This is a genomic window from Deinococcus marmoris DSM 12784 (genome assembly GCF_000701405.1).
Classification (GTDB): domain Bacteria; phylum Deinococcota; class Deinococci; order Deinococcales; family Deinococcaceae; genus Deinococcus; species Deinococcus marmoris.
Genome location: NZ_JNIV01000116.1, coordinates 1 through 12,275 on the forward strand (window position 1 = coordinate 1; position 12,275 = coordinate 12,275).

The window sequence follows — 12,275 nt, forward strand, 5'->3', positions numbered from 1 at the left end:
ACGTTGCCCGCCAGAAGAGCGGTTGCTCTTCTGGCGCTCACTCTTGGGGACCCACGGTTTGTCCTGGCTGGGCGGTTGGCTAGAAGTTCGGCTTGTGGCGGCAAGGCGAGCTTCCAGGGTCAGCAATCGCAGTTCAAGCTCGTCAAGGCGAGCTTGAAGGATCAGGCAATTGGGGCAAAGAGCGTTCTTGATGCGCCTACTCTATCTGATTCCACTCCGCAAGTCCCCCTGCTGAGTAGTTACGCGGCATCAACGGAACACCTTCTCTAAATGCCGTCGCAAATTGTGGTCCTCGAATATGTCTTGACAAGAATATTCTAAATATGGAATACTTGATTCACTCAAACAGGAGGTGAACCGCCCAGCCTTGAATACCGCGACTTTTCACGCCCTCGCTGATCCGCAGCGCTTTCAGATGGTGGAGCTGCTGCGCCAGGAACCGCTCACGGTGGGTGAGATCGCCGTCCGCCTGAACATGCGGCAGCCGCAGACCTCCAAGCACCTGCGGGTGCTGAGCGACGCTGGGGTCATCGACGTGCAGGCCAGCGCCAACCGCCGCATCTGCCACCTGCGGCCCGAAGCCTTCCAGGAACTGGACGAGTGGCTTGCCAACTTCCGGCAATTGTGGCAGGAACGCTTTGACAATCTGGACGACTACCTTCAAAAGCTTCAGGAGCAGAAACCGGACGCCCTCTCACTCAAATCAGGAGATGAATCATGACCAGTGCCTCGCCCGCAATGACCTCAAGAGTGGAGAATGAAAAGGAACTCGTTCTGGAGCGCACCTTCAAAGCACCTCGCGCCCTTGTGTTCGAGGCGTTCACGGCGGCTGACCATCTGCGCCACTGGTGGGGGCCGCGCGGCTGGGAACTCACGCACTGCACGGTGGACCTGCGCCCCGGCGGCAAGTGGCATTACTGCATGAAGTGCGTGGACAGGGCACAGGGCGATTTCTACGGCATGGAATCGTGGGGTCTGGGCGTCTACGACGAGATCGTGGCCCCCGAGCGGCTGGTCTACACCGACTATTTCTCGGATGCTGCGGGCGAAATCAATGCGGACCTGCCCACCACCCAGGCCATCCTGACATTTGAAGAAGTGGCGGGAGGCACCCGTGTGGTCAGCCGCTCTGTATACGGCAGCGAGGACGCGCTGAAGACCGTGATGGACATGGGGATGCTCCAGGGCATCAGCGAAACCTGGGACCGCCTGGCGGAACATCTGGCCGAACCCCAGGCAGGCTGAGCCAGACGCTTCCACGCTGTCAACAGGAGCGGAGCAGTTTGAGAAGCGGTCAATCGCCCCCAAACTGCCCCGCTCCTGCCACCTCTCTTCACTGTGTAATCAGGGTTGCTTTCCAATAATATTCTGTTATATACTAATTATGCAAGAAAAATAAGGCTGTTTCCATTCACTTGCCGTGCCATGTCTATCCACACCGGCCAGGAGGACACCCCATGACCAGATCCATGCCATTTGCAGCGCACACGTCACAGCAGGAGTGGAAATGATGGGGCGCGTTTTCCTTGATCTGGCGGTCTCGCTGGACGGTTTTATCGCTGGGCCGAAGGGCGAGGACGCCGGGTTGCACGACTGGTACTTTGCCCAGGAGGGCGCAGCCGGGGCCATCAAGCGTGAGTTGCTGGACCGCATCGGCGCGATGATCCTGGGACACACGGCTTTTGGCACCGCGCCTGACGGCTTCGACACCGAATACCGGGTGCCGCATTTCATTCTGACGCATACGCCTCTGCCCCCGGTGGAGCGCGGCGGGGCCAGTTTCATCTTCGTCACGGAGGGAATGGAGGGCGCACTGGCACAGGCCCGTGCCGCCGCCTGGGAAAAGGACATCTGCGTGGCGGGCGGCGCACAGACCGCGCAGGCATTTCTGAAAGCGGGGTTCGTGGATGAACTCCAACTGCATGTGGCCCCCGTGTTGCTGGGCGGCGGGTTGCGGCTGTTCGGAGAACTGGATGAAATCACGCGCATGGAGCGGGTGCGGGTGGTGCAGTCGGCCCACGCCACGCACCTGACCTACCGGCTGAGGAGCTGAGAATGGGGAAACTGATCGTGACAGAATTTGTAACGCTGGACGGCGTGATGGAAGAACCGACGCCGTGGCAGGCAGGCCACGCCAGCCCGGAAATCGGCCTCTTTAAACGCGAGGAGCTGTTCAGCAGCGGCGCTCTGCTCCTGGGCCGCGTGACTTACGAGGGCTTCGCTGGCTACTGGCCGACGGCCACCGACACCGGGGAGTTTGGTGAGCGGATGAATGTCCTGCCCAAATACGTCGTTTCCAGCACCTTGCAGGCCGTCGCCTGGAACAACTCGCACCTCATCCGCGAGAACGTCACCGAGGAAATCACTAGGCTCAAGAACCAGGGAGGCGGAGACATTCTGGTGTACGGCAGCGGCGAACTGGCGCGGTTTTTACTGGAACGCGGTCTGGCGGATCAGTTGAATCTGCTGGTCTATCCCGTCGTGCTGGGCAGTGGCAAACGCCTGTTCGGGGCGGAGGGTGCAGGGCTGAAGCTGGTTGATTCTCAGACCTACAGCTCCGGCGTGGTGCGGCTGAGCTATGTGCTGGGAGCGAAGGCATGAGCGGCCCCCTGACATTCCAGGCCACCCTGCTCCTGGGCGGCAAGAACGCCACCGGCCTGGAAGTCCCGCCGGAAGTCATCGAGCGCCTGGGCGCGGGCAAGAAGCCTGCGGTACATGTGCGGCTTGGCGAGTGCGCCTACCGCAGCACCGTTGCCGTGCGGGGCGGCAAATTCATGCTTCCGGTCAGCGCCGAACACCGCGCCGGGGCGGGCATACAGGCCGGAGACGTGCTGGACGTGACACTGGAACTGGACACCGAACCCCGTGAAGTCAGCGTGCCAGACGATTTACAAGCGGCGCTGGATGCCAACGCAGCAGCCAAACAGCGCTTCGAGGCATTGTCCTACAGCCGCCAGCGTCAGCACACCCTGGCGGTGGAGGGAGCCAAAACGCCTGAAACCCGTCAGCGGCGGATTGACGGGGCCATCGCGGCGCTGACGAAGAACGAGGTAACGAAGCTGGGAAGGGACGCTACGGAGGCCAGTGCGTTTATGGGCGGTCTCGTTCACGCGCGCAAGCCGGAGATTGAGGCGCTCCGCCGCATCATCCTGGGCGCAGACGCACGTATTCACGAAGGCGTGAAATGGAACAGTCTGAGTTTTTTCACCGTACAGCACGGCACTGTCCAGCACTTTGCCACCTTCAGACTCGGGCCTGCCCAGCCGATTCAGACCCAGAAGATTCAGACGCAGACCACTCACACTCAAACCATTCAGACCCATACAACTCAGACGCAGCCGATTCAGCTCGTCTTCCATACCGGCGCAAAGGTCAGGGCCATACCGCTGCCCATGAAGGTGGACGTGGCTGATCCGTCCGGCCTGATGAGGTGGGTGGCCGAAGACCGGGGTGTGATGACCTTTCTCACCCCGGCAGATATCCAGGACAAGCAGGCGGCCCTGGAAGCCCTGGTGCGGCAATGGATCGGGCCGCTGTAGAAGAGGAGGAGAACCCATGTCATTTCAGGCATATCTGGACACCGTGCAAACACAAACAGGCAAAACTGTGGCCGATTTCCGCATCCTGGCCGCAGAGAAGGGACTGAGCAAGCACGGCGAGGTCTTGAAGTGGCTCAAGGCCGAGTTCGAACTGGGCCACGGCCACGCCACCGCCGTCGCGGGCGCGTTGCTGAAACCGGATGCTTTCAAGACGCCCAGAGCCGACAAGGTGGACGCCGTATTCAGTGGCAAGAAGGCAATGTGGAGGCCGCTCTATGAAGCGCTGCTGGAAACCGTGCAGGGCTTCGGCGAGGACGTGGACATTGCCCCCACCGAGAGCTATGTCAGCCTGCTGCGCGGCAGCAAGAAGTTTGCCATCGTACAGCCGGGGGCCGGACGCCTGGACTTGGGCATCAAACGCAAGGGGACAGAGGCTACCCAACGTTTTGAGGCAGCCGGAAACTGGAACAGCATGGTCACGCACCGCGTCCGCATCACGGAGTTGGCGGGGGTAGATGCCGAGGTTGTGGAGTGGCTGCGGGCGGCGTACCAGGGAGGTGATTAAAGTGGGCAAACTCGTCTCCTTCACCCACCTGAGTCTGGACGGTTACGCCTGCGGGCCGAATGGTGAGCTGAACTGGGCCAACGTGACGCCTGAAATCGCGGGCGATGTGGACGCCCGGCTTGGGGAAATTGGCGCAGCGGTCTACGGGCGCGTGGTCTACGGCATGATGGCGGGCTACTGGCCTACCGTGTCTGGCAATCCCGAAAGCACGCCGCGTGACCGCGCACACCTGGCCTGGGTGGAGGCCATTCCAAAACTGGTGATCTCCCGCACGCTGGACCGGGCCGACTGGAACAACACCACCCTGATCCGCGAGAACGTGGCTGAGGCCGTCCGGGAGCAAAAGGCAAAGCTGGGCGGCCCGCTGATGGTCTTCGGCAGCCCCCGGCTGGTGCATGTGCTGGCGCGGCTGGGACTGGTGGATGAGTACCTGATCTATCTCAATCCAGTGGTGCTGGGCGGCGGCACCCCGCTGTTTGGGCCGGGCAGGACATGAAGCTGATCCTGTTGGAATCCCGGCCCTTTCAGGCGGGCGTGGTGGCCCTGCGGTACGCCGTTCAGCACAGTGGCCCGGCGGCTCCTCCATGACCCGCGAGAAAGCCCAATGACCGCGCCTGCCCCCTGGCCTCCACCCGGTCTGTCGGCCCCGGCCCGCCGCGCCCTGGCTGGGGCAGGCATGGACACACCCCGGCAACTCGCCGCCCATACCGAGAAGGAAATTCTGGCCCTGCATGGGCTGGGGCCGAAAGCGCTGGGACCACTGCGGGCAGCTCTGACGGCAGCGGGTCTGGGTTTTGCACAGGAGAGGAAATGAACTGGACCCTGGAAGTCATCGTTGTTCCCGTGACTGATATTGACCTCGCCCGCACCTTCTACGAGGACGGGCTGGGCTTCAAGGTGGACCACGACACCCGTATGGGCGAAACGCGGCGCATCGTGCAACTCACGCCGCCGGGTTCGGGCTGTTCCATTGTGTTGGGAACAGGGCTGGCAAGAATGGAACCCGGTTCGCTCCAGGGCTTGCAACTGGTGGTTAATGATCTACGCGCTGCCCACGCACAGCTTAAGGGGCGCGGCGTGGAGGTCGGCCCGGTTCAGGTGATGGGCACGGCAGGTGCGCGCCACGCCACGGAAGACGACGCCCTGAACTTTGCGGGTTTCATCTTCTTCAAAGACCCGGATGGAAACGGCTGGGCCATCCAGCAAATTGACGCGCGGGCCTAACGAACTCTCGTAAGGACTCTAGGGGCTATCCTGATTTCTGCCGCGTTCCAGACGCAACCCATATGAATCGGCTATCTGGGCTGGCTGCTCAGCACGATCACGTAGGCCGTGCCTCGCGGGCCCCTCACCACACTGGCCCCGGCGTGGGTGTAACGTCCCTCGGTCATCCAGTAGCAGTGGGTGGCGCTGCCCAGCCACCAGCTCAGGGCCTGTTCAGTGTCGAGGCCAGCCGCCAGATATACGATCTCGGTGACGCTGGTGGCGTTGACCCCTGTGCTGGCGGCGCGGATGCGGGGCGTGCTGCCATTCTGCCCGGTGTGGCTTACGCCTCCAGACGCGCCCATATCCACAGCCTGAAGGCGGGCGGCCTGGGCGTGTGGCGCGCTGTAGCTCAAGGCTCCGGCCACGGGCCGCCGCCCACTGCCCGGACAGTTCACGCCCTGCGCCCGGACCCCGTTCAGGCGCGCCAGAAGTTGCGCCTCCGGGATAGGGGCCTGCGTATAGGTCTGGGCCTGAACAGCGGGGACGGTACATGAAGACAGCAGGGCGCAGGCGAGCAGCAGGGCGCGTTTGACCATCGGCGCAGAATAACGCAAAAGCAACCCGGCTCACCCTTGAAACCGGGAGCCGGGTTGCCAGATGCGGAATTTACGCGGGCAGCAGACCGCTGCGGCGCAGCAGGGCGTCCGCGTCGGGGTCACGGCCCATGAATTCGCGGTAGAGCTGAGCGGGATCCTCGCTGCCGCCCCGGCTCAGTACGCTGTCCACGAAGGCGCGGCCCGTGTCGCGGTTAAAAATCCCCTCGCTGGCAAAGCGCGAGAAGGCGTCGGCATCCAAGACCTCGGCCCACTTGTAGCTGTAATACCCGGCCCCGTAGCCCACCGGGCTGGAGAACAGGTGGTTGAAGGACGCCACCATCGAGTAGTCCTGGGGCAGCGGGTACGGCACGAAGCGGGCCATGCTGTCTCGGGCTGCTGCCACCGGGTCCGCGTCACTGGCCGGATCGTACTCGACGTGCAGCATCAGATCGGTTGTGCCAAACGAATACTGGCGCATGGAGGTGTTGGCGGCGCGGTAATTGCGGGCGGCGATCATTTTGCCGAAAAGATCCTGGGGCAGCGCCTCGCCGGTCTGATAGTGGCGGGCGAACAGGTCCAGCGCCTCACGCTCCATCACCCAGTTTTCCATGATCTGGCTAGGCAGTTCCACGAAATCCCAGGCGACGCTGGTCCCACTCAGCGACTTGATCGGCACGGTGGACAGCGCGTGGTGCAGCAGGTGGCCGAACTCGTGGAACACCGTTTCCACCTCACGGATAGACAGCAGCGCAGGGGTGTCCTTGCCGGGAGGGGTCATGTTGCCGCACATCAGGCCCAGGTGCGGATCAACGCCGGCCTCGCGGGGGCCGCCCGTGATGAAGCCGTTCATCCACGCCCCGGCGCGCTTGGTATCGCGCGGGAACCAGTCGGTATAAAAGGACGCGACGTGGGTGCCGCTCTCGTCCTGGATGTCGTAATAGCGCACTTCGGGGTGCCAGCCGGGAGCCTGCGCTTCCTTCACTGAAGCGCCGAACACGCGGCGGGTGATCTCGAACAGGCCGGACAGCACGTTGTCGAGGGGGAAGTAGGGGCGCAGGGCCTCCTCGTCGAAGTCGTACTGGGCCTGACGCTGCTTCTCGGCCCAGTAGGCCACGTCCCAGGCGGCCAGGGCGGGCGCGTCGGTTCCGGCGTGCTTGCGGTAGAAGGCTTCCAGCTCGTCATTCTCGCGTTCGTAGGCGGGGCGGGTGCGGGCCTCCAGATCGCGCTCGAAGTTCAGGGCCGTCTCGCCGCCTCCGGCCATGCGGTCCTGCAACACGTAATCGGCGAAGTTAGCGAAGCCCAGCAGCCCGGCCTTCTCGCGGCGCAGTTTCAGGATTTCACCCAGCAGTGGGCGGTTGTCGCGCCCGTCCTGCTTGCCCACCTGTTGCTGCGCTTCCCAGATCTCCCGGCGCAGTTCGCGGTCATCGGCATAGGTCATCAGCGGGGTAGTAATCGGCTGGTGCAGGGTCAGGCGGTGGCCGTCCTTGCCCTTTTCCTGGGCGTCCTCGCGGGTGGCATCCTGCACACGTTGCGGCACGCCCGCCAGCCGATCTGTCTCCACGTACAGTTCGTAGGCGGCGGTGGCGTCCAGCACGTTCTTGCCGAAGTCGCTGGTCACGCGGGCCAGCCGGGTGTTCAGCTCCAGCAGGCGGGCCTTGTCGGCGTCATTCAGGTCTGCGCCCTCGCGCTTGAAGTCGTCGATGGTCAGCTTGAGGTGCCGGGCGCGCACCGGGTCCAGCCCTGCGGCGGCGTCGGTTGCGGCAAACGCCTTGAGCGCCGCCCACAGGCCAGGATGCAGGCTGAGGTTGGTGTAGAACTCGCTGGTCTTGGGCAGGATCGCCTGCTTGGCCGCCGTCCACTCGGGGCTGCTGACCACCGCGTCCAGATGGTGAACGATGGTGGTCACGGTGCCGAGCTGCTCGGTCAGGGTGTCCAGGTCGGCCATGAAGCCCTGGAACCCGCGCTCACCGGATTTGGCGAGGCGTTCCAGGCGCTCGTTGGCCTCCAAGAGCAACTGGTCTACAGCGGCCTCGGCGTGTTCTGGTTTGATCTGATCGAAGGGAACGCGGAAACCCACGTTCAGCAGTGGGTTCTCCGTCATGACACTTGCAGGGTTCATACACCGAGTATAAACAGTGGTGCAGTCCGGTCTCAGAAGAAAGTCGCAGAGCGTCCGGTCATGCGGACCTCATACGGGTTCCGTCTATTTCGCGCAGAAATCGGGACAGCACCGATTCCCGCACTCCACGCCCGGAACCCGTTTTGCTCCTGCTCACTGTCTTGTCCAGAGCAGCGCCCATGACTGGTACAGCTCGTAGAGAGGACGCTTGGACGCCCGTTCGGATTTCCAGGTGTTTCCAACACCTCTCAATCGGAGTTCGTATCATGTCGGCCCAGGGGCGGGGGCCTGCTTTTCCGGTTTTTTGCGGTCCAGCAGCGGCGCGAGCTGGGCATCGAAGCGCGACAGCACCGGCCCCAGAATGGCGGTCAGAAGCACGTAGACGGCGGCCAGCGGTCCCAGGCTGGGAGCCAGACCCAGGCCCAGGCCCGCGATCAGGATGCTGAATTCGCCGCGCGGAATCAGGGTGGTCCCGGCCCGGAAGCGCCCGCGAATCTGCACGCCCGCACGCCCCGCCCCGATCCAGCCCACCGCGAATTTGGTGGCCCCGGTAATCAGGGTCAGCAGGACGGCGGGCAGCAGAACAGGCGGAACCTCGGCCAGATTCAGTTGCAGCCCGAAAAAGACGAAGAAGACGGCGGCGAACAGGTCACGCAGCGGCTCGATCTGTCGCCGTGCCCGGTCCGCCACCTCGCCCGAGAGCGCGATGCCCACCAGAAACGCGCCGATGGCCGCGCTGACCTTCAGCAGATCGGCGGCCCCGGCCACCACCAGCACCAGCCCCAGCACGCCCAGCAACAATGCCTCGTCGCTGGGAACATTCATCACGCGGCTCAGCACGTGGCCGTATCGGAGGGCCAGAAAGAAGGCCAGCCCGAAGGCGGCCAGCGCCACCAGCAGGTTCACACCCACCGCCACCAGCGTGCCACCGATCAGCAGCGCGGCCACCACCGGCAGGTAGGCGGCCATCACCACGTCCTCAATCACACACACAGCCAGAATTACAGGTGTCTCGCGGTTACCCAACCTTCCCAGATCACGCAGGATCTTGCTGGCAATGCCGCTGGAGGTCAGGTATGTCACGCCGCCCAGCAGCACGGCGGCCATCGGGGTAAAGCCCAGCAGAAAGCCCGCGATCAGCCCCGGCGTGAAATTGAGGGCCAGATCGATGATGCCGATCTGCCGGTTGGCCTTCATGTTGTTGCTGAGTTCCTCGCTGGTGTATTCCAGTCCCAGCGTGAACAGCAGCAGCACCGCACCGATCTCCGCGCCGGTGTGGATGAATTCCTCGGGGGCGTTGCCCAGCGACATGAACGCGCCCAGGCCGATGCCCGCCAGCAGGTACAGCGGAATGGGGGTGATGCCCAGGCGTCCGGCGGCGCGGCCCACCAGGGCCAGCAGAAAGATCACGCCGCCCAGTTCCAGGAAGAGTTGGCCCAGTTCCACGGTTCACCTCCTCGGTGCGGGGACTTGCAAAGCTGCGAAGCGGAGGATGAGTTGCAGGCGGTGAATTACGGTGCCACAGCCAGCGCTTTGGCGGGTTTTTCCAGCGGCTCGCCGTTCAGCAGCCGCGCGGCGCGGGTCACGCCCTCGGCGGTGCCCACCACCACCACGGTGTCCCCGGCGCGCAGGATGAATTCCGGCCCCGGTGCGGGAATGGCCCCGCCGCCGCGCATGACGGCCACGATGCTGGACCCGGTACGGGTGCGCAGCATGGTGCTGCCCAGCGGTTGACCATTGAACGGGGTGCCCTCAGTCAGCGGCAGCCAGTCCATCGCCAGACCCTCGATGTCCTGCATGCTCTGGGCCATCCGGCGGGTCACGGTGCTGCCGCCCAGCAGATCGGCCACCACCTCCGACTCCTTCTCGTCCAGCACGATGCTCTGGGCACAGGAGTCGGGGTCTTCCCGCAGGGAGACGAACAGCTCGCGCCGCCCGTCACGGTGGGTAATCACGCCCACGCGTTTTCCAAATCTGCCATCAAAGTCGTAGCGCATCCCCACACCGGGCAGGGAGGTTTCATCCAGCTTCACCATCCGTTGAGGATAGGGCTTTCTGGAGGCCGTGAAATGGGAGTGGGTCGCTTTGGAGACTGTGGCAGGCCGCTTCTGTCAAGCTCCCTCTCTGCCAGAGGAGACGTGCAGTTGCTGGATCGATATACACCTCTCATCTGAAAAGCCTGCGCCACGTATTCCAGTCAAGCTCACGCCGTTTCCTGTGTACAGAGGGCACAATAGCCCCATGATGTCCGCCAGCAAGCCCCAGACGATGGCCGAGAAAATCCTCTCCCGGCGCGGCGACAAGACCGTGTATGCCGGAGACCTCGCCGTGGTGGAAGTCGATCAGGTGATGGTGGTGGATTCGATTGCCCAGAGCTTTATCGAGCGCATGCAAAAGGATCTGGAAGCCCTGCCCAAATACCCAGAGCGCGTGTCCATCGTGGTGGACCATGTGGCCCCGGCCAGCACTGTCAGCGTGGCGCAGGCGCAGAAAGAGGCCCGCGAATACGCTGCCCAGACGGGCGTGGCCCTGTTCGACGTGGGGCGCGGCATCTGTCATCAGGTGCTGATGGAAGAGGGGCTGGCCAAACCCGGCTGGATCGTGCTGGGCAGCGACAGCCACAGCACCACCTACGGCGCGGTGGCCGCCTTCGGCACGGGCATGGGCGCAACCGACATCGCCCTGGCCGCCGCCAGCGGCAAAACGTGGCTGCGGGTGCCAGAAAGCGTGAAGGTGACGTTCACGGGCGAATTGAGAGACGGCGTGAGTGCCAAAGATGTCGCGCTGGAGATGATCCGCACGCTGGGAGCAGACGGCGCGACGTACCAGAGCATCGAGATTCATGCCGGGGACCGATTCACACGCGGCGAACGGATGACCCTGGCGAACCTGTGTGTGGAGGCGGGCGCGAAAGTGGGCCTCGTCGTCCCCGGCGGCGAAATCCTGACCATGTACGACGTGCCGGACTGGGTTTACCCCGACGATGGCGCAACCTATGTCCAGCACATCCAACTCGATCTGAGCGTCCTGAACCCCCGCATGAGCGCCCCGAGCGAGGTGGACAACGTGCATGACGTGTCCGAGTTGCGCGGCCTCAAGGTGGATCAGGTCTTTATCGGCACCTGCACCAACGGGCGGCTGGAGGATTTGCACGCCGCCGCTGCCGTCTTGAAAGGCCACAAGGTCAGCCCCGGCACGCGCCTGCTGGTCATTCCGGCCAGTTCGCAGGTCATGGAAGCGGCGATGGAAGACGGCACGCTGCTGACCCTGCAACGCGCCGGGGCGGTGCTGGGCACGCCGGGCTGCGGCCCGTGTATGGGCCGTCATCAGGGCGTGCTTGCGCCGGGTGAGGTCTGCGTGTCCACCAGCAACCGCAATTTCATAGGCCGCATGGGCGACAAGGACGCGCAGATTTATCTGGCCTCGCCCGCTGTGGCAGCGGCAACGGCAGTGATGGGAAGAATTGCGTTACCGGGGGATGTGGGGGCAGCATGAAAATATGGAAACTGACGATAATTTCATGCGTTCATAAACAATTCAAGCTTTTTTAGAATTTAGGATTTTATCCCTGTTTAGTGGGGTTAAAATTAATATTGACAAGCGTTGTCCAGTAGAATTGTTTACGATATCCAAAAGCATCGCCAACATTAACAATATACCCATTACCGCTAGTATACCCTTCTTCAAAGAAAAATTCTGGTAGTTCACCGAAGGTGAAAACCACATCCGCCTTCAGCACTCCATCCTCCAAAGTAGTCTCCAGAGTTTCGCAACTTGTCGCAATGCTATGTCCCGCGCCAGGCGACCCAAGATTTATAGGAATTACTTCATCTAAAGGTGGATATATCTCAACCTTCAAAGTGCATCTAACTTCAGAAAAGCTATCTATATTTATAGGATTTGGAGAAACTGTACATCTGATATCCAGGTAACTACTCAGCAGGGGGACTTGCGGAGTGGAATCAGATAGAGTAGGCGCATCAAGAACGCTCTTTGCCCCAATTGCCTGATCCTTCAAGCTCGCCTTGACGAGCTTGAACTGCGATTGCTGACCCTGGAAGCTCGCCTTGCCGCCACAAGCCGAACTTCTAGCCAACCGCCCAGCCAGGACAAACCGTGGGTCCCCAAGAGTGAGCGCCAGAAGAGCAACCGCTCTTCTGGCGGGCAACGTGGCCATCCCGGCAAGACGCTCAAAATGAGTGAGCATCCTGATGAAATCAGGACGCTCCCGGTCACTGGGCAGTGCGGCT

General features: G+C 62.7%; 16 protein-coding genes. 11 read left to right on the forward strand and 5 right to left on the reverse strand.

The genetic code is table 11. The annotated features are described in order from the left end of the window. A partial coding sequence (locus tag Q319_RS29190) for a DUF6444 domain-containing protein (protein ID WP_425388003.1) occupies positions 1–192 on the reverse strand: 192 nt, incomplete at its 3' end. A gap of 175 nt (positions 193–367) precedes the next feature. Between Q319_RS29190 and Q319_RS0119730 the strand changes: the two genes are divergently transcribed. The 9 genes from Q319_RS0119730 (at position 368) to Q319_RS0119770 (ending at position 5,328) form a co-directional block, all read left to right on the forward strand. Beyond that, a complete protein-coding gene (locus tag Q319_RS0119730; protein ID WP_029484151.1) occupies positions 368–721 on the forward strand; it encodes an ArsR/SmtB family transcription factor in 354 nt (117 codons plus the stop codon). After that, a complete protein-coding gene (locus Q319_RS0119735) occupies positions 718–1,245 on the forward strand; it encodes an SRPBCC domain-containing protein (protein WP_029484152.1) in 528 nt (175 codons plus the stop codon). The genes Q319_RS0119730 and Q319_RS0119735 overlap by 4 nt, the downstream gene beginning before the upstream one ends. A 262-nt stretch (positions 1,246–1,507) precedes the next feature. Next, positions 1,508–2,053, forward strand: coding sequence for a dihydrofolate reductase family protein (locus tag Q319_RS0119740; protein ID WP_051655591.1), 546 nt, complete (start codon positions 1,508–1,510; stop codon positions 2,051–2,053). A 17-nt stretch (positions 2,054–2,070) separates the two neighbouring features. Then, on the forward strand, positions 2,071–2,601 hold the full coding sequence (locus Q319_RS0119745; protein ID WP_245619391.1) for a dihydrofolate reductase family protein: 531 nt from the start codon (positions 2,071–2,073) through the stop codon (positions 2,599–2,601). Beyond that, positions 2,598–3,539, forward strand: a complete 942-nt coding sequence (locus tag Q319_RS26520) for a YdeI/OmpD-associated family protein (RefSeq protein WP_081846193.1) — start codon at positions 2,598–2,600, stop codon at positions 3,537–3,539. Before Q319_RS0119745 ends, Q319_RS26520 begins: the two co-directional genes overlap by 4 nt. Positions 3,540–3,555: 16 nt before the next feature. Then, complete coding sequence (locus Q319_RS0119755) at positions 3,556–4,104, forward strand: DUF4287 domain-containing protein (RefSeq protein WP_029484156.1); 549 nt, start codon at positions 3,556–3,558, stop codon at positions 4,102–4,104. 1 nt (position 4,105) lies between these two features. Continuing rightward, entirely contained in the window at positions 4,106–4,600 is a 495-nt protein-coding gene (locus Q319_RS24905; RefSeq protein ID WP_051655592.1) for a dihydrofolate reductase family protein, read from the forward strand. A 108-nt stretch (positions 4,601–4,708) separates the two neighbouring features. Further along, on the forward strand, positions 4,709–4,918 hold the full coding sequence (locus Q319_RS0119765; protein WP_034415978.1) for a helix-hairpin-helix domain-containing protein: 210 nt from the start codon (positions 4,709–4,711) through the stop codon (positions 4,916–4,918). Next, on the forward strand, positions 4,915–5,328 hold the full coding sequence (locus tag Q319_RS0119770) for a VOC family protein (protein ID WP_029484158.1): 414 nt from the start codon (positions 4,915–4,917) through the stop codon (positions 5,326–5,328). Before Q319_RS0119765 ends, Q319_RS0119770 begins: the two co-directional genes overlap by 4 nt. Before the next feature lie 71 nt (positions 5,329–5,399). On the opposite strand, the gene Q319_RS0119775 is transcribed toward Q319_RS0119770, so the two are convergent. From Q319_RS0119775 to Q319_RS0119790, 4 genes are all read right to left on the reverse strand, one after another. Continuing rightward, the gene (locus Q319_RS0119775; RefSeq protein WP_029484159.1) at positions 5,400–5,906 is read right to left on the reverse strand and encodes a CAP domain-containing protein; all 507 of its coding nucleotides are present in this window, start codon (positions 5,904–5,906) and stop codon (positions 5,400–5,402) included. A 70-nt stretch (positions 5,907–5,976) separates the two neighbouring features. Further along, on the reverse strand, positions 5,977–8,025 hold the full coding sequence (locus Q319_RS0119780; protein ID WP_029484160.1) for a M3 family metallopeptidase: 2,049 nt from the start codon (positions 8,023–8,025) through the stop codon (positions 5,977–5,979). A gap of 264 nt (positions 8,026–8,289) precedes the next feature. After that, the gene (locus Q319_RS0119785; protein ID WP_029484161.1) at positions 8,290–9,471 is read right to left on the reverse strand and encodes a cation:proton antiporter; all 1,182 of its coding nucleotides are present in this window, start codon (positions 9,469–9,471) and stop codon (positions 8,290–8,292) included. Between the two features lie 65 nt (positions 9,472–9,536). Further along, the gene (locus tag Q319_RS0119790) at positions 9,537–10,061 is read right to left on the reverse strand and encodes a cation:proton antiporter regulatory subunit (RefSeq protein WP_051655593.1); all 525 of its coding nucleotides are present in this window, start codon (positions 10,059–10,061) and stop codon (positions 9,537–9,539) included. 205 nt (positions 10,062–10,266) lie between these two features. Here Q319_RS0119790 and Q319_RS0119795 point away from each other — a divergent pair, with 205 nt between their 5' ends. After that, positions 10,267–11,520, forward strand: a complete 1,254-nt coding sequence (locus tag Q319_RS0119795) for a 3-isopropylmalate dehydratase large subunit (RefSeq protein ID WP_029484163.1) — start codon at positions 10,267–10,269, stop codon at positions 11,518–11,520. A 511-nt stretch (positions 11,521–12,031) separates the two neighbouring features. Then, on the forward strand, positions 12,032–12,275 hold a 244-nt coding region (locus tag Q319_RS28815), incomplete at its 3' end, for a DUF6444 domain-containing protein (protein ID WP_245619395.1).